At 37.2% G+C, this 17922-nt stretch carries 16 protein-coding genes and 1 rRNA gene; all 17 read right to left on the bottom strand.

The features are described 5' to 3' along the window. Positions 1-110: ribosomal RNA gene (locus tag PQF83_RS27550) — 16S ribosomal RNA — on the bottom strand; the annotation flags it as partial. A gap of 404 nt (positions 111-514) precedes the next feature. Beyond that, positions 515-2014 (bottom strand): lysine--tRNA ligase, encoded by a 1500-nt coding sequence (gene lysS / locus PQF83_RS27545; RefSeq protein WP_000369678.1) that lies wholly within the window; start codon positions 2012-2014, stop codon positions 515-517. Positions 2015-2173: 159 nt separating this feature from the next. Continuing rightward, positions 2174-3172, bottom strand: coding sequence for a tRNA dihydrouridine synthase DusB (gene dusB, locus PQF83_RS27540; protein ID WP_000912257.1), 999 nt, complete (start codon positions 3170-3172; stop codon positions 2174-2176). A 23-nt stretch (positions 3173-3195) separates the two neighbouring features. After that, positions 3196-3399 carry a helix-turn-helix domain-containing protein gene (locus PQF83_RS27535; protein WP_000387027.1) on the bottom strand — a complete coding sequence of 68 codons (204 nt, stop codon included), beginning with the start codon at positions 3397-3399 and terminating at the stop codon, positions 3196-3198. Then, the gene (folK, locus tag PQF83_RS27530) at positions 3351-3866 is read right to left on the bottom strand and encodes a 2-amino-4-hydroxy-6-hydroxymethyldihydropteridine diphosphokinase (protein WP_001059445.1); all 516 of its coding nucleotides are present in this window, start codon (positions 3864-3866) and stop codon (positions 3351-3353) included. The genes PQF83_RS27535 and folK overlap by 49 nt, the downstream gene beginning before the upstream one ends. Continuing rightward, on the bottom strand, positions 3863-4225 hold the full coding sequence (gene folB, locus PQF83_RS27525; protein ID WP_000358059.1) for a dihydroneopterin aldolase: 363 nt from the start codon (positions 4223-4225) through the stop codon (positions 3863-3865). Before folB ends, folK begins: the two co-directional genes overlap by 4 nt. Further along, a complete protein-coding gene (gene folP / locus PQF83_RS27520) occupies positions 4226-5086 on the bottom strand; it encodes a dihydropteroate synthase (RefSeq protein ID WP_002081846.1) in 861 nt (286 codons plus the stop codon). Continuing rightward, positions 5061-5933, bottom strand: coding sequence for an aminodeoxychorismate lyase (gene pabC, locus PQF83_RS27515; protein WP_000909887.1), 873 nt, complete (start codon positions 5931-5933; stop codon positions 5061-5063). The genes folP and pabC overlap by 26 nt, the downstream gene beginning before the upstream one ends. Continuing rightward, complete coding sequence (pabA, locus tag PQF83_RS27510) at positions 5927-6514, bottom strand: aminodeoxychorismate/anthranilate synthase component II (protein WP_000602276.1); 588 nt, start codon at positions 6512-6514, stop codon at positions 5927-5929. The genes pabC and pabA overlap by 7 nt, the downstream gene beginning before the upstream one ends. A gap of 5 nt (positions 6515-6519) precedes the next feature. After that, complete coding sequence (gene pabB / locus PQF83_RS27505; RefSeq protein WP_001189695.1) at positions 6520-7917, bottom strand: aminodeoxychorismate synthase component I; 1398 nt, start codon at positions 7915-7917, stop codon at positions 6520-6522. Between the two features lie 220 nt (positions 7918-8137). Further along, positions 8138-9061, bottom strand: a complete 924-nt coding sequence (cysK, locus tag PQF83_RS27500; protein WP_001261703.1) for a cysteine synthase A — start codon at positions 9059-9061, stop codon at positions 8138-8140. 104 nt (positions 9062-9165) lie between these two features. Next, a complete protein-coding gene (gene hslO, locus PQF83_RS27495; RefSeq protein WP_000656366.1) occupies positions 9166-10041 on the bottom strand; it encodes a redox-regulated molecular chaperone HslO in 876 nt (291 codons plus the stop codon). 6 nt (positions 10042-10047) lie between these two features. Continuing rightward, positions 10048-10836 (bottom strand): type III pantothenate kinase, encoded by a 789-nt coding sequence (locus PQF83_RS27490; protein ID WP_000578367.1) that lies wholly within the window; start codon positions 10834-10836, stop codon positions 10048-10050. A gap of 227 nt (positions 10837-11063) precedes the next feature. Next, a complete protein-coding gene (gene ftsH, locus PQF83_RS27485; RefSeq protein ID WP_001079660.1) occupies positions 11064-12965 on the bottom strand; it encodes an ATP-dependent zinc metalloprotease FtsH in 1902 nt (633 codons plus the stop codon). A gap of 85 nt (positions 12966-13050) precedes the next feature. Then, positions 13051-13593: a hypoxanthine phosphoribosyltransferase gene (gene hpt, locus PQF83_RS27480; RefSeq protein WP_000981838.1), complete on the bottom strand. Its 543-nt coding sequence runs from the start codon at positions 13591-13593 to the stop codon at positions 13051-13053. Next, the gene (tilS, locus tag PQF83_RS27475) at positions 13590-15020 is read right to left on the bottom strand and encodes a tRNA lysidine(34) synthetase TilS (RefSeq protein ID WP_000655453.1); all 1431 of its coding nucleotides are present in this window, start codon (positions 15018-15020) and stop codon (positions 13590-13592) included. Before tilS ends, hpt begins: the two co-directional genes overlap by 4 nt. Positions 15021-15245: 225 nt before the next feature. Next, entirely contained in the window at positions 15246-17717 is a 2472-nt protein-coding gene (gene spoIIE / locus PQF83_RS27470; RefSeq protein ID WP_001123528.1) for a stage II sporulation protein E, read from the bottom strand. Between the last annotated feature and the right edge of the window lie 205 nt (positions 17718-17922).

Here is a 17922-nt window from a genome sequence, read left to right as displayed (position 1 = left end):
CCGTCCGCCGCTAACTTCATAAGAGCAAGCTCTTAATCCATTCGCTCGACTTGCATGTATTAGGCACGCCGCCAGCGTTCATCCTGAGCCAGGATCAAACTCTCCAATAAAGTTAGTTTGTCTAGCATCATAAAATAAAAATTGACGTTTCACGTTGTTTGTTTCGTTCAGTTTTCAAAGAACTACTTCGTCGCTCAGAAGCGACTTTATTAATATAACATTTTGTTATATTTTCGTCAACAACTTTTTTCAAAAAGTTGTTTTTCGTTTGTTTTGCTTGTTACCTTTCGTGGCAACGAATATAAATATACCAGTTTGATTATTAAAATGCAATAGTTTTTCTAATAAAATTTTTAACTTAGTAAAAAAGTATAAAAACAGTACTTTTCTTCTATATAAATATAATTTCTTCCAACATCAACATCTAATCTCCACACTCATACTCAAATAAAGTGAAACTTTAATCAAGCCTCACCAATCGCGATAAAAAAAGCTTTGGAGAAATCTCCAAAGCTTAGTCTTGTTTATGACGCATAGCAGGGAATAATAGTACGTCACGAATAGATGGTGCATTCGTTAATAACATAACAAGACGATCAATACCAATTCCTAGTCCACCTGTAGGAGGCATACCATACTCAAGAGCTTCGATATAATCATCATCCATCATGTGAGCTTCATCATTACCTTGTTCGCGTTCTTTTAATTGCGCTTCAAAACGTTCTTTCTGATCGATTGGATCATTTAATTCAGTGAATGCATTTGCATGTTCACGTGCAACGATAAATAATTCGAAACGATCTGTGAATCGTGGATCTTCGTCATTCTTTTTCGCAAGTGGCGAAATTTCTACCGGATGACCGTAAATAAATGTTGGTTGGATTAATTTATCTTCTACTTTTTGCTCGAAGAATTCATTAATAATATGACCAACTTCCATTGTATCCTTAATTTCTACATTATGTTCTTTTGCAAGTTCACGCGCTTCTTCTACACTCATCGGATTCCAGAAATCTGCTCCAGAATGTTCTTTAATTGCATCTACCATATGAAGACGTGTCCATTCTGGTTCTAGATTAATTTCATAATCACCATACTGGATTGTTGTTGTACCTAGTACTTGCTTCGCGATATGAGCAACCATATTTTCTGTTAGTTTCATAATATCTTTATAATCAGCATACGCTTCATATAATTCAATCATCGTAAACTCGGGATTATGACGAGTTGATACACCCTCGTTACGGAATACACGGCCGATTTCATAAACTTTTTCTAATCCACCCACAATAAGGCGTTTTAAATGAAGTTCAATTGCGATACGCATATATAACTCCATATCTAACGCATTATGGTGCGTGATAAAAGGACGCGCAGAAGCTCCACCTGCAATTGCGTGCATCATAGGTGTTTCCACTTCAAGATAACCATTGTCATCTAAGTATCTTCTCATTTCACGAATGATTTTACTGCGAGTAACAAATGTTTCACGGCTTTCCATACTTGTAATTAAGTCTAAGTAACGTTGACGGTAGCGTTGTTCAACATCTTTTAATCCATGATATTTATCCGGTAATGGACGAAGAGATTTCGTTAATAGCGTAAAGCCCGTTGCTTTCACCGAAAGTTCTCCAACGTTCGTTTTGAAAACTTTACCTTCAATACCTACTAAGTCACCTAAATCTGCTGTTTTAAATAATTCGTACTCTTCATCTCCAACAGCATCTTTACGAACGTAAATTTGAACTTGTCCATGTAAATCTTGAATATGTGCAAATCCAGCTTTTCCTTTACCGCGTTTTGTCATAATACGACCAGCGATAGAAACAGAGATTTCTTTCTCCTCTAATTCTTCTTTAGAGAACTCTCCATATAGGCTTAATAATTCATTTGTTGCATTTGTACGTTCAAAACGTTTACCGAACGGATCGATCCCTTGCTCACGTAAGTTATGTAGCTTTTCACGACGAACAAGCAATTGGTCGTTTAATTCTTCGTGGTTCATGTTATCCATGGTATTGATATCACTCCAGCTCTATTAATTTTTACAATATATACAGTATAGCATTTTCTACTCAACTAGAAAAACTGCCAGCAACTAACTGGCAGTTCTTCTTTCTTTCACGTAATTATAGGAAGTGTATAGAAGAATGTCAATCTTCCCTTCCTATTATTAACCAACGTGAATTGTTTTTTGTTTCGCTTCTACTTCTTCTACAAATGTACCTAATACATTTGCAAGGTCTTCACGCGTATTACAAGCATTGATACCATTACGTACAGTTGCATTACCACGAATGCCTTTTAAATACCAAGCTGCGTGCTTTCTCATCTCTCTTACAGCGACATTTTCATTCTTTAAATCGATCAGACGATCTAGATGCAACATACATACGTCAATTTTCTCACGTACTGTCGGTTCCGGCATTAATTCACCAGTCTCTAAATACTTTACCGTACGATAAATCATCCATGGATCTCCAAGGGCAGCGCGGCCAATCATAACACCATCTACACCAATTTCATCAAGCATACGCTTTGCATCTTGCGGCGTTGCGACATCACCATTTCCAATAACCGGGATATTTACAGCTTGCTTTACTTGTTTAATAATATCCCAATCCGCTTTTCCTTCATACATTTGTACTCGTGTGCGCCCATGAACTGCTACCGCTTGTCCACCAGCACGCTCAACAGCTTTCGCATTCTCGATTGCGAAAATATGATCCTCATCCCAACCAATACGCATTTTTACTGTAACTGGTTTTTCTACAGCATCTACAACTGCCGCTACCATTTCATATATTTTATTTGGGTCTAAAAGCCACTTTGCTCCTGCATCACACTTAACGATTTTTGGTACTGGGCACCCCATATTAATATCAATGATGTCTGCTGTCGTATATTGATCTACGTATTTCGCAGCATCTACAAGAGTTTCTTTCTCGCCACCAAAAATTTGTAAACTTAATGGCTTTTCTCTCTCATCAATATATAACATATCTAATGTTCTTTTATTGTTCAGTAGTATCGCCTTATCACTTACCATTTCAGCACAAACTAGGCCTGCACCGAATTCTTTTACTGTCAAACGGAATGCAGAGTTACACACTCCCGCCATCGGTGCTAATACAACCGGATTTTTCATCTCAATATTTGCGATTTTTAACACTCGATTTACTCCTTCCTTCATGGTCACTTTGGCATTAGCTCATCTATCGAGACCTTTAATGCTTTAGCAACTTCCACTACAAAGTCTTGGGAAGGCGATCGATTTCCTCGCTCAACTTCACCTAAAACAGATACAGATACCCCTAATTCTTTTGCAAAACCTTCTTGCGTATAACCTTTTAGTTTTCGAAAAGCACGAATGCGTCTTCCCCATTTTTCTGCTTCCATACCGTTACTCCCTCTCGCCTTTTCATTTCTTCTACTTGTGAACGTGAAATGTTTTGTTTTATATCTTGATTAATCTCTAACAACGGAACGATAACAAAAGCTCTTTCGAACATCCGCGGATGCGGAACAATAAGATTCTCTGCTTCAATATTTTCTTGATTATATAGTAAAATGTCAAGGTCGATAGTCCTAGGTCCCCACCTAATTTCCCTTTTTCTTCCTAGATCATTTTCTACTTTTTGCGTTACTTTCAATAATTCTTGCGGTGATAAATTGGTAGAAATTTTTATAACTAAATTTAAAAAGCAACTTTGGTCAGTATAGCCAACCGGTTCCGTCTCATATACAGACGAAACATCCTCAACTTTGATATAAGGATTTTTATTCAGAAACTGAATCGCTTCAGTTAAATACGTATAACGTTCTCCAATATTTGAACCTAATGCAATGTAAGCTATATTATTCATGGACGTTCTCTCGTAATTTCTACCGCTACAGCACGATAATGTCCTGGTATCGGCGGATCTGGTTTAATTACCTTTATCGTACATCTTGAAATACTCTCATATTGTTTCAATATATCTGTAGCAATATTTTCAGCAATACTCTCTACAAGCTTATATGTTCTATCTTCTACAACTTTCCTACATAATTCGAAAAGCTCTCCATAATTAACAGAATGCTCTAAGTCATCACTTTCTCCTGCTTGTTTCAAATCCAATTCCACCGTTAAGTCCACTTTAAATCTCTGGCCCAATTTATTTTCCTCTGGGAATACACCATGATAACCGTAAAACTCCATATCATGAATATAAATTTTATCCAATTACTTTACCCCCTTACCAATCATCGCATCCATCATCTTAGCCATACGTGCCATTTCCTTCACATCATGAACACGAACAAACTCACAACCCTTTTCAATACCAAGACAAACGGTAGCTCCCGTCCCCTCAAGACGTTCTTCTACCGGTAAATCTAGCACATGCCCAATAAAGGACTTTCTTGAGGTACCTAAGAGAACTGGATAACCTAGTACGTTTAACTGTTCTAAATTACGCATCGCTTCTAAATTTTGTTCAGGTGTTTTAGCAAAACCGATGCCCGGGTCTAAAATGATATTCTCATCTCGTACACCAGCATCTTTAGCAATTTTAATACTGTCATATAAATCAGCAACCATATCAGCCATTAAATTACGATAATTCATGTTATCGCGATTATGCATTAAGATAATAGGTACATCGTAATGAGCCGCAACTTCAGCGATTTTCGGTTCCGCCTTCGCTCCCCAAACATCATTAATAATATGAGCACCAGCTTCGATTGCTTGTTTTGCAACTTCCGCTTTATATGTGTCGATAGAAATAGGCAATTTCACCTCTTTTGAAACAGCCTGAATCATTGGAACAACTCGTTTTATTTCTTCTTCCACTGACACTTTAGCAAAGCCCGGACGAGTAGATTCGCCACCAATATCAATAATATGAGCACCTTCATCTCGCATTTCTTTCGCATGGCGCACTGCAGCATCTACCTCGTTGTAACTCCCACCATCAGAAAACGAATCTGGTGTTACATTTAAAATCCCCATAATTAACGTTTTTTCATTTAAGTTCAATGTATATTCGCCGCAGCGCAAATCATAATCCCACTTCAAACTACACATCTCCTCTTCGTAATTCATTTCTGCTCCACAATTTCTCTCTCTGCATTTCATAAAGGTTCATAAATCTTTTTGTAACCATACCTACTTTACCCGGGAAATCTCGTCCCTCTATACGATTAAGCGGAACAATTTCTTGAATCGAGTTTGTTACGAAGACTTCATCGGCTGAAAGTAATTCATCTTTTGTAAAGAAACCTTCTTTTACTTCTATACCAATCTCTTCAGCAACCTTTATAATAAACGCACGAGTGATACCATTTAAAATCCCTGTTTCAAGCGAAGGTGTATATAAAATATCACCTTTCACAAAAAAGAGATTCGAAACAATACCCTCTGCAACATAACCTACTTCAGTCAGGAAAATCCCTTCCTTATTCACACCATTTCCAATTTCACGTTTCCCCAAAATGTTATTTAAATAATGGTGAGACTTCAAGCGAGATGCACCCTCTGGGGTATTTCTTACTTGATTTAAGATAACCCCTTCTTTTTCCACTACATCTCCCGGGGCCGCTAAAGGTTTTATAAAAACAATAATAGACGGCTCTTCATACATTTCTGTTTGCAATCCAATTTCATCTATACCCGCCGATACATTAAAACGGACATACGCATGCTCTAATTTATTCTTAACGATTAAATTCTTCAAAATAAGCATTACTTCATCTTTCGTCTTTGTCCATTTTATTTGCAATGTATCCAGCGCATCTATTAAACGGTCATAATGATCATCCAATAAGAAAGGATGACCATTATAAATACGAAAAGTCTCAAAAACTCCAAGACCATATAAATAACCATGATCATAAGGAGAAATTCTCGCTTCACTCGATTCTACATACTGACCATTTACGTAAATTAACATGATGTCACACTTGGACTATATTTACGAATGAAATTCTGCAACAACTCTTTCCCGTGAGAAGTCATAATAGATTCCGGGTGGAACTGCACACCTTCAATCGGTAATGTTGTATGGCGGAGCGCCATAATTTCCCCTTCTTCTGTCCAAGACGTTACCTCTAAACAATCAGGTAACGTCTCTTTCTTAACAATAAGGGAATGATAGCGTGTCGCGGTAAACGGATTAGGGATATCCGAAAAAATCGTCTTCTCATCATGATGCATAAGCGATGTTTTCCCATGCATTAATCGCTCTGCACGAACAACCTCTCCACCAAACACTTGCGCAATAGATTGATGCCCAAGACAAACCCCAAAAATCGGAATCTTTCCAGCAAAGTATCGAATAACCTCCATACTAATTCCTGCCTCATTCGGACTACATGGACCTGGCGAAATCATTAAAAAGTCTGGTTTCATATTCTCAATATCTGAAATAGTCACTTCATCGTTACGTTTAACAACAAGATCTTGTCCAAGTTCTCCAAGAAACTGCACTAAATTAAATGTAAAAGAATCATAATTATCAATCATTAATATCATTTCTCTCACCTAACCGTTTCTTCACTACGTTCTTTTGCACGCCATAAAGCAATCGCCTTTTTTAACGACTCTTTATATTCATTTTCCGGATTTGAATCAATTACAATTCCCGCCCCAGCTTGTACATGCGCTTTTCCGTCTTTAGCAAGAAGTGTCCTAATTACAATATTCAATTCTGTATCTCCAGAATAACTGATCCAACCGATTGAACCTGTATAAATCCCTCGGCGAACAGGTTCTAATTCTTCAATAATTTCCATCGTACGTATTTTCGGAGCACCCGTAATTGTTCCTCCAGGGAATACAGCCTTCACTAAATCGAAAGCATCTTTATCTTCTTCCACCTCACCACGCACATTAGAAACAATATGCATAACATGTGAGTATTTCTCAATTACCATAAACTCGTCTACTTCTACAGTGCCATATTTACAAACACGTCCTAAATCATTTCGCTCTAAATCCACAAGCATGACGTGCTCTGCTCTTTCTTTTTCATTCTCAATTAATTCCCTTGCCAATTCTTCATCCTCTTGCTCATTTGCCCCTCTAGATCTCGTTCCAGCAATTGGTCTTGTACTTACTTCAGTTCCCTGTTTCTTAATTAGCAACTCTGGCGATCCACTTACAATTTGAAAATCCCCGAGCTCCAAGTAACCCATATATGGAGATGGATTAATTTCACGAAGACTTGTATATATTTCTAGTGGGTGTGTTTGTAACGTTCTTTCTTGTCTTGTCGACAAGTTTACTTGGAACACATCACCAGCACCAATATATTCTTGAATACATTCAACCGCCTTCATAAAGCTTTCTTCAGTAAAAGCAACTGCTTCACTTTTCTTTTCAGGGCACGCAAACGGCATAGTCACTTCTGGCGCTTCTGTCGTCCAAAGAACCTTCCATTCATTTAATCGTTCTTTTGCCTCTTCATGCTTATCTGCATAATGTGTAATAATCCATAATACTTTTTCCTCTTGATCATACACAAACACATCATCAAATAATAAAAAGAATATATCAGGTATATTAATATCATCCTCGGCAAGAGAAGGAAGTTTTTCAATATAACGGATGCAATCATAACTAAAGTAGCCAATTGCACCACCTTGAAAAGGCGGGTATTCCGGATTATAATCCGTTTTCCATTGCTCCATATATTCCTGCATTAAACCTAATGGGTTTCCTTGCTTTATTGTTTCCTTACCACTTTCACTTATATGTAACGTTTCACCCTTCCCTCGGATTACCGCTACCGGGTTTAACCCCACAATGTTATAACGACCGCCACGCCCACTCTCTAACAAAATATGTTGCGGTTTATCCTTAGAAAGAAATTTATATTGCTTAAAGAAATCTAACTGATATGGAATAGAAAGCGCTAAAGATTTTCTTCGTTGCATATCAACACCCCGTCTTCTTTTATCCCACCCTCTTATATTAACCACTTCAAACTACATTCGTTATGTATATAGAAGAGTTATACTCGAAGGCTAGTGAAAATAAATTAATTATACTACCTCTTATTTTACATGAAGTTTTCTAGTCATTCACTCTTTTCCTATTTCCAATCCAAAAAGAAAAAGCATCCTTTTTCAAGGATGCTTTTTCAATCACATATAATTAAGACTCAAATTGATAAAGTGGTGTACTTAAATAACGTTCACCGTTACTTGGGATAATAACAAGTACCTTTTTCCCTTTACCTAACTTTTTCGCAACTTCTGTCGCTGCATAAATAACTGCTCCTGAAGAGATACCAACTAAAATACCTTCCTCTTTAGCCACTCTTCTTGCGTATTCGAACGCTTGCTCTGTTTTCACTTGAATGATTTCATCATATACTTCTACATCCAATGTTTCTGGAACAAATCCAGCCCCAATTCCTTGGATTTTATGTGGACCCGGTTTTCCACCAGATAACACTGGTGAATCCGCAGGTTCTACTGCATAAATTTTAATATCTTTATATGCTTCCTTCAGCACTTCACCAGCACCAGTAATCGTTCCACCCGTACCAATACCTGCAATAAACGCATCTAATTGGTCGCCCATTTGTTCAACAATTTCTGGACCTGTTGTTAAACGGTGAATTTCTGGATTCGATTGGTTTTTGAACTGTTGTGGTATAAAGTAGCCATGTTCTTTTGCTAATTCAGTCGCTTTACGAATTGCTCCGCCCATTCCTTCAGGCCCTGGAGTCAATACTAATTCAGCGCCATAAGCACGTAATAAATTGCGACGCTCAACGCTCATTGTTTCTGGCATTACTAAAATTGCCTTATATCCTTTAGCAGCTGCTACCATCGCTAAACCAATTCCTGTGTTACCACTTGTCGGCTCAATGATTGTATCGCCTTCTTTTAATAATCCTTTTTTCTCAGCATCTTCAATCATAGCTAATGCGATACGATCTTTAACGCTGCTCCCCGGATTCATAAATTCTAATTTTAAGTATATATCTGCGCTGTCTGATTCTACGATGCGGTTCAACTTAACGATCGGCGTTTTCCCGATTAATTCTGAAACTGATTGTGCCACTCGCATTCCTGTCACTCCTAACACCGAGTATTTTTATTGGTTTTGTCTATATTTAGATTTTGTCAGAAAATTCCCTGTTTGTCAATGTATTTAGAGGGTAAATTCCCTTATTACAAATTCTCAATTAAATTTGTAATATCTTCTTTAGAGAACTTGTATCGCTCATTACAGAAGTGACAATGAACTTCTGTTTCTTCTTCTTCTTCACGAACTTGCTCTAACTCCGTTTTACCTAAACTAATTAACACACTCTCGATACGTTCGCGTGAGCATGTGCAATTAAATTGAACATCCATCGTTTCTAATACTTTTACCTTATCTTCTCCAAGGACTGCATACAGTAACTCTTCTGGAGAAAGCCCTTGTTCGATCAATGTTGATACAGGAGGAATCTTCTGCAAACGCTCTTCAATGAATGAAATTGTCTCTTCCTGTGCACCCGGCATAATTTGAAGGATAAATCCACCTGCCGCTAATATGCTATCGTCTCCATTTACAAGGACACCAACACCTACAGAAGAAGGCGTCTGCTCAGAAACTGCAAAATAATACGTGAAGTCTTCTCCTAATTCTCCTGAAACAATTGGAGATTGACCAATAAACGGCTCACGCATACCAATATCTTTAATTACCGTTACAAATCCTTCAGTACCTACCGCTTGATATACACGTAATTTCCCTTGTTCTGTTCCTTCAAAGTCAACATGTGGATTCGTTACATAACCACGTACATCTCCATTTGCATGAGCATCTACTAAGATAGGACCAATCGGACCATTTCCTTCTACCTTAATTGTTAGCTTTTGGTCACCTTTTAACATTGCCCCCATCATTGTACCTGCAGTTAAAGAACGACCAAGTGCCGCTGAAGCTGTTCTCCATGTATCATGACGTCTTTGCGCCTCGCTTACCGTGTTTGTAGTACGTACACTATACGCACGCACTTCCCCATCAAATGCTAACGCTTTTACTAAATAATCTTTCATACTTATTTATTCACCTTTCTCATGCTGTAAATTTGCATTACGCTCGTATAACATATACAAACCTTTTAATGTTAAGAATGGATCTACAACATCAATTACATTCGATTCTTCTGAAATTAATTTCGCTAATCCACCTGTTGCAATAACTTTTGGTTCTTGTTTAGCTTCCTCTTTCATGCGCTTAACAATACCTTCCACTTGTCCAACATAACCATAAAGAATACCGGATTGCATCGCACTTACCGTATTCTTCCCAACTACACTGCTTGGTTTTGTAATTTCAATACGAGGAAGTTTTGCCGCTCTACTATATAAAGCCTCTGCTGAAATCATAATTCCTGGTGTAATAACTCCACCCATATAATGCTTTTCTTCGTTAATATAACAATATGTAGTAGCCGTACCAAAATCGACAATAATAAGCGGACTTCCATATAAGTGGATTCCTGCTACTGCATTTACGATTCGATCCGCACCTACTTCTCGTGGATTTTCATATTTAATATTTAGCCCCGTTTTTATTCCAGGACCTACTACAAGCGGCTTAATTTTAAAATACTTTTCACACATGCGCTCTAAAGCAAACATAATTGGTGGTACGACTGAAGACACGATAATACCTTTCACATCTTCAAACGAAAGACCCTCATGCTCAAGCAACTGTTTTACAAGCATTCCATATTCATCTTCTGTCTTATGACGATCCGTTTCCATGCGCCAATGTTGACGAAGTTCCCCCTCTTCAAACACGCCCAGTACAGCATTTGTGTTCCCTACATCCAATACAAAAATCATATTCTCACCACTTATCTTATTTAATCTATATTTGTGCAGTATGTATAAAACTTATAAAAACATCATATCACACATACTTATATAATCAGCTTTTCTATCCTCATCATTTTACAAAAAGATTACTCCCTATTTCAATTTTTAGTACCAGATTTATTTAAATTCTTTTTCTACTTAGTTCCCTTCTACAAATAAAAAAGGAGTGACTATCGTCACTCCTTCATCTCTTCTTACTTATCTTCTGATTCTTCATCGTCCTTCTTCATGTTGATGTTTACTTTCACATCAGCTGAAGATGTTGAACGTTCTGGCAATCTGCCATAGTCACATAAATGATTGATTTGCTCTGCATCTAACGTTTCTACTTCAAGTAACGTTTTCGCAATAAGATCTAGTTTATCACGATTGTCAGTAAGAATTTGTTTTGCACGAGCATAACATTCTTTCATAATCGTTTGCATTTCCATATCGATTTCGTGTGCAATCGCATCGCTATAGTTTTGTTCTGAATGGAAGTCTCTTCCTAAGAACACTTGACCACCTTGTGAGCTACCAAATTGCATTGGTCCAAGCTTATCACTCATACCAAATTCCGTTACCATACGTCTTGCAATACCAGTCGCACGTTGGAAGTCATTATGAGCACCTGTACTTACTTCACCAAATACAATCTCTTCAGCTACTCGACCACCAAGTAAACCAGTGATTTTATCAAGTAACTCTGGTTTTGTCATGAAGTAACGATCTTCTTTTGGAAGCATTACTGCATATCCACCAGCTTGACCACGAGGGACAATTGTTACTTTATGAACGACATCAGCTTCATCAAGGACAACACCAATTACAGTGTGGCCCGCTTCATGGAAAGCAACGATATTACGTTCTTTTTCAGAGATAACACGACTTTTCTTAGCCGGACCTGCAATAACACGATCCGTCGCTTCATCAATGTCACTCATATCAATTTTCTTCTTATCTTGACGCGCAGCTACTAAAGCAGCTTCGTTTAATAAGTTTTCAAGATCGGCACCAGAGAATCCTGGTGTACGAGTTGCAATTGCTCTTAAGTTGATATTCTCATCAAGCGGTTTATTACGAGCATGCACTTTCAGTACAGCTTCACGGCCATTTACATCTGGACGATCTACTGTAATTTGACGGTCAAAACGACCTGGACGTAATAATGCTGGGTCAAGAATATCAGGACGGTTTGTCGCAGCAATGATAATAATACCTTCGTTGGCACCGAATCCATCCATTTCAACAAGCAATTGGTTTAACGTTTGTTCACGCTCATCATGGCCACCACCAAGACCAGCGCCACGTTGACGTCCTACCGCATCAATTTCATCAATGAAAATGATGCAAGGAGCATTTTTCTTTGCGTTTTCGAATAAATCACGTACACGTGATGCACCGACACCGACGAACATCTCTACGAAATCAGAACCACTGATAGAGAAGAACGGAACGCCTGCCTCACCCGCAACGGCACGTGCTAGTAAAGTTTTACCTGTACCTGGAGGTCCCACTAATAGAACACCCTTCGGAATACGGGCACCAACTTCAGCAAACTTACGAGGATCTTTCAAGAATTCAACTACCTCAACAAGCTCTTGTTTCTCTTCATCTGCTCCAGCAACATCTCTGAAACGAACTTTTTTCTTTTCGTCATTATATAACTTCGCCTTACTTTTCCCGAAGTTCATAACACGGCTACCGCCGCCCTGAGCTTGGTTTAATAAGAAGAAGAATAAAATGAAGATAATGACAAACGGGATGATAGAAGTAAAGAAGGTTACCCAAGCACTTGTTTCTTCTGCTGGTTGATACTTAACTTCAGCACCTTGCGCTTTATCATTAATTTTCTTTTGTAATTCCTCAGTATTTGGTGCATAAGTAACAAATTGTTCTCCCTGGCTAGAGTTATTAAATTGTCCTTTTACTTCAAACACACCATTTTTCGGTTGAAGCTGCACATTACGCACTTCACCTTTTTCTAGTTTAGTAATGAATTTATCGTAGCTAACTGATGTCGTTTTTTGTGTCGAACCATTAAAATAGCTCACGATTCCAATTACTACTAGGAATATCAGTAAATAAAAGATGGTATTACGGAAGATACGATTCATTCCTAACCTCCTCTCACGGCATAAACACTATAGTAAATCGTAACATAGAAAAACTTTCCTATACAATTGTGACGCCTGTATTTAATTAATTTGAGTAAACGCTTGGTTTTAATACTCCTACATAAGGAAGATTACGGTACTGCTCTTTATAATCTAATCCATATCCTACAACAAATTCATGCGGTACAGTAAATCCAACATAATCCGCTTTCAAATCTACCTTACGGCCTGTTGGTTTATCTAATAACGTAACGATTTTTACAGACTTCGCTTTACGATATTTAAATAGGTCTACTAAGTAACTTAGTGTAAGACCGCTATCAATAATATCTTCAACGATTAAAATATCGCGACCTTCTACAGAAGTATCAAGGTCTTTTAAAATTTTCACTTCGCCTGTTGAAACAGTTGAGTGACCGTAACTAGATACAGCCATAAAATCCATTTCAAGATATGTATCTGTTCTCTTTAATAAATCTGCCATAAATGGCATTGCACCCTTTAGTACACCAATCGCAAGAGGTACTGTGTTTTTATAGTCCTCTGCAATAATTGCGCCTAATTCGAGCACCTTTTCTTGTATTTGCTCTTCAGAAATTAATACTTTTTCGATATCTTGATTCATCATTTCATTATCCTCCCGGAAGACTCCTTGCTTTTGTAGTGAATAATCATATATTTATCCTTCTTTGCTGTCTCTTTCGAGATAGCAAATGCAGATCGCTTCAACAAGGGTAACCAAATAACATTCCCACTTGCATCACAAACGACCGGCCATTCTTCTCTTTTTTCTCTTGGTACTTTTGCTTCGATAAAAATAGCTTTTATCTTTTTAGTGCCATTCATACCTTGTATTGACATGCGATCTCCATTTTCTCTAGACCGAATACGAAGTGGATATGATATATCATTATACTTAGCAACAAATACTGTTTCATTCATGTCACTTGGTATATCTTCGCTCACCTCTGTTACAAGTTTATCCCCGTTCGATAGCGTAATTGTTCCGGGAACTGATAAATCTTGTAAGAAAGGAGAAACAATTTCTTGTTTAAATCCAAAGCTACACTCCTCATATGCGCGAACAATTTTCAAATCACCTGGGAAATCAAGTGAACCCGAAGGTTGTGTCCGCTTAAAAAACTCAATCACTTTGTCAATATGTATAGAGGAAAGAGAAGATGGAATCTTATATTCATAAAGATAGTTTAATATTAGTTGAATCCCTCTTCTTTGTAAAGGCATAGACATGGATTCAAAGGCAGGAATTGATAAGCTAATTTGTTTATCACTTTTTTTTGTAATTACTTTATTCATTTTCTCAAAAGCTAATTCCTGCAAATACGCCTCATCCTCTTGCATCTGCATGCTAAATTTTTGGAATTTCTCATGCACTTGTGGGTTTTCTTCTTTCAAATGAGGAAGAACGTATTTACGTAATCGATTCCTTGTATATACTTCCTTTTTATTACTTGGATCTATACGAGGAATTATTTTCAGCTTATTACAGTAATCAACAATTTCTTCCTTTGTTACTCCAAGTAACGGCCTAATTAAATATCCATTATGAAAAGGACGCTTCACTGCAATTCCTGCATATCCTTTCGGAGTACTCCCTCGTACAAGACGCATTAAAATCGTCTCTACTTGGTCATCACCATGATGTCCAAGGGCTACATATCTCGCATCATATTTCTTCATTATTCTTTCCAAAAATGCATATCTGCATTCTCTAGCAGCAACCTGTGCATTCATCCCGTATTGCTGTTGATATTGCGACACATTAATTCTTATCGTTTCGCAAATAACTCCCAGTCCTTTACAAAGGTCCTGCACAAACTGTAGGTCCTCATGAGATTCATCACCTCTAAACATGTGATCCACATGCGCCACTACAATTTCAAACTGTTTTGTTGCTCTTTTTTCTAACAAATAATATAGAAGAGCCAAAGAGTCAGGACCACCAGAAACCCCTACAACAATTGTTGAGCGTTCCTTTAATACATCATGCTGCTTTACAAAGTCATCTACCTTTTCAACAAATGTATCTTTCAACTTCGTAATCACCTTTCATTAAACAAGAACAGCAACGTTAGTTACCTTGTTTATAATGGTACAACTTTTACAAACATTGTGCAAAAAAAAGATATACAAAAATTACATTTTTATCTTACATCATCCGTATATATTCACAAAAATAATAACATTATCTTTTAAAGCAAAAAAACCTAGGTATTCACCTAGGTTTTTAGAAAGAAACATTACACTTCAAGTTTCACTTTATTGCGCTTGCATTCCTACAATTGGAATGGTAGCCCACTTCGGCATATTTTTCTTCACTTTCGCTACTACAATAGTCATATCATCATTTATATAACCATCGCCAGATCGAATCACCTCTTCCATAATGATATCAGCAATTTCTTGCGGATCTTCAGTTTGTAACTCTTTAATTTTCCGCTTCATCCATAACTCATGATTCTCCACATGCTGCGCGCCCTCAAAAATCCCATCACTCATCATAATAAGAATATCACCTGTTTTTAATTGCTCACCCACTACATCAACTTCAACATCCTCGATAATTCCCATTGGTAAATTACTTGCTTCAATTTTTAAAATATTATTTGCGCGTTTAACAAAACTCGGCGTCGATCCAATCTTTAAAAACTTCGCACTCGCATCCCGTAAATCTACCATAGCTAAGTCTAATGTTGTAAACATCTCTTCTGTTGTTCTTAAAGAGAGAATAGAGTTAATAGATTTAATCGCTATCTCCTCATCAATGCCTGACTGAAGTATTTTTTGTAATAATTTCACTGTTTCTTTACTCTCCATATGAGCTCTTTGCCCATTTCCCATACCATCACTAATTGCAAGGGCATATTTCCCAACACTTAAATCCATCATCGCATAAGAATCACCCGAAACAAACCCACCGCCTTTCGCGGCTGTGGCCAAGCCGGTATCAAGGGAATACGTTTTTGCTGAACCAAATGATATTAAACTGTGCCCATTCGGATAAGAAGATTTTTCTTCATGTTTCACAACTATGTTTTCCTTCAGGATATCAGAAAGCATTGGTGCAACTAATTTTTCACACTCTCCATGTTCATTAGATGCAACTGGAATCAACATTTCAATATCAATACTTCCTCTATCTAAACAATAAATATCAACATGCTCTATTTCTACACCAAAATCACGAAACGCTTGCAGAATCTGTTCTTCCTGTACTTGATGATTTTCCCTTTCTCTTTGTATCTCCTTAGCAAAATCCTCCATAACTTTTGATACACCTAACAATTGCTCCGCTACTATTCTACGATTTTCTTTCATTTGTTTTCGTAATTTTTGTCCCTCATAGAAGTGATCTAATTCACCCGCTACTAAATCCGTCACTTTCTTGCCTCTTACGCAATGCTTGTCCCATTCACGAACTAACTTCCGATTATGCTGCAGAGTTCCTTCTTCCGTTTCACTCATTATTTGTTTCATATAATCATACGTTTTATCGAAATTAACTACCCAGCATTGGTCCTTTTTAAAGCATGTTTGACATGTTTTTGCAGTAATTGTACTTAAGAACAAATCTGCCTCCGTCTCTTTATCTTCCTCCTCCACATATCCATATACAGAAAAGCTATTAGATAAAGCAGCAAATACATTGGCAAATTGATTGATTTTATTCGCTGTAACATCACGCATTCTTCTTAAATACTGTTGTTGATCTTGCGAATGCTCCTGTGTGCCTGGCATAAATTTAGCAATACGATCCATAACAAGTTTCGGTGTTAATAAAAAGAAAGCAATCGCCACACCAGATTCAATTAAAGTTGTCACAATGTTTGTTTGCTTGTCTACATATAGCGTAATCAAGCTTGTCCCAATTAATAAACCTAAACTAACACCTAAGCGTTTCCCTTCTTTTAACAAACCACCAAGCAATCCAGAAAAGGCAAGCAGACTAAGTTGGGACAAACTAGAGACATTTGCTAAGCTTAATATTAACCCAGTGACGACCCCTACTGTAGATCCTGTAGCCGCTCCTGCGATAAACGCAAACACAAGCACTAAATACCTAGTAAAAATATGTTGAATAGAAGCGTCATATATGAACCAATCTGTTGTACCAGTTAAAACAGATGCTAGTAATATAATTAAACAAACAATTTCTTCTGTCTCTAACGCTTGTTGTTTCCCTTTTCTTTCTACTAAAAGCGGGACACTTTGTAAAAATATCATAGTTAATACGAAGCTAAGCCCTGCCTCAATCGTACTAACGAGTAAATCGTACATGGTAACAGTTTGTTGTGCAAAATATACGACAACTAAATGTGCAGTTAATGCGGAGATAAATACTTGGAATGGTACAAGTCCAACAGTTTTACGTGTAAACCGACTAAAGAAGATATTATAAATGAAGAAAGTAAAAATAGATGCAAAGGTAAAGAATAAATTATCTATCGAAACTGAAAGTGCGCCCCCCATTAGGGCCAAGAATGCGAGCGGCATTTTATCCCGCTTCATAACATAAACAGCAGCAAAAAACGGTAGTGCAAACGGTAAAATGTTTGTTAATATATATGCTCGTCCCAAAAGAAAACCAATAACAACAATAATGAATCCCCATCTAAAGAAAACTTGCTCAAACTTCATTCGCAACTTACTCGTCCACTTTACTCCTCCAAGCTGACCTTCATTCATTGCCAATGCACTTGTATTCATAGTATTCCTTCCTGCTTTAGGCATATTTTTAACACCACCTGCATAGTTTAATTACTGTCATTATAAAAGATGATTATTGGGATTTTTGTCAAAACAACAGTTTTCACTTTTATAATCGTTCGACTTTTTATTCGAAATAACTCTACATATATACACAGTATGTATTTTATTTTTAATATTTTAATCGAACATTCAGAAAATATAGGGTGATTTTGTAGAAGTGTTGTAT

Source organism: Bacillus sp. FF-1 (genome assembly GCF_028548245.1).
Lineage (GTDB): Bacteria > Bacillota > Bacilli > Bacillales > Bacillaceae_G > Bacillus_A > Bacillus_A paranthracis.
This window is presented reverse-complemented; position numbering and strand designations above follow the sequence as displayed.

Excerpts from the sequence above, each read along its gene's own strand:
- lysS (WP_000369678.1), bottom strand. The coding sequence starts at position 2,014 with ATGGATAACATGAACCACGAAGAATTAAACGACCAATTGCTTGTTCGT.
- PQF83_RS27535 (WP_000387027.1), bottom strand. The coding sequence starts at position 3,399 with ATGGAAGCAGAAAAATGGGGAAGACGCATTCGTGCTTTTCGAAAACTA.
- folK (WP_001059445.1), bottom strand. The coding sequence starts at position 3,866 with ATGAATAATATAGCTTACATTGCATTAGGTTCAAATATTGGAGAACGT.
- folP (WP_002081846.1), bottom strand. The coding sequence starts at position 5,086 with ATGAATTACGAAGAGGAGATGTGTAGTTTGAAGTGGGATTATGATTTG.
- pabC (WP_000909887.1), bottom strand. The coding sequence starts at position 5,933 with ATGTTAATTTACGTAAATGGTCAGTATGTAGAATCGAGTGAAGCGAGA.
- pabA (WP_000602276.1), bottom strand. The coding sequence starts at position 6,514 with ATGATATTAATGATTGATAATTATGATTCTTTTACATTTAATTTAGTG.
- pabB (WP_001189695.1), bottom strand. The coding sequence starts at position 7,917 with ATGCAACGAAGAAAATCTTTAGCGCTTTCTATTCCATATCAGTTAGAT.
- cysK (WP_001261703.1), bottom strand. The coding sequence starts at position 9,061 with ATGCGAGTGGCACAATCAGTTTCAGAATTAATCGGGAAAACGCCGATC.
- hslO (WP_000656366.1), bottom strand. The coding sequence starts at position 10,041 with ATGAAAGATTATTTAGTAAAAGCGTTAGCATTTGATGGGGAAGTGCGT.
- PQF83_RS27490 (WP_000578367.1), bottom strand. The coding sequence starts at position 10,836 with ATGATTTTTGTATTGGATGTAGGGAACACAAATGCTGTACTGGGCGTG.
- ftsH (WP_001079660.1), bottom strand. The coding sequence starts at position 12,965 with ATGAATCGTATCTTCCGTAATACCATCTTTTATTTACTGATATTCCTA.
- hpt (WP_000981838.1), bottom strand. The coding sequence starts at position 13,593 with ATGATGAATCAAGATATCGAAAAAGTATTAATTTCTGAAGAGCAAATA.
- spoIIE (WP_001123528.1), bottom strand. The coding sequence starts at position 17,717 with ATGCCTAAAGCAGGAAGGAATACTATGAATACAAGTGCATTGGCAATG.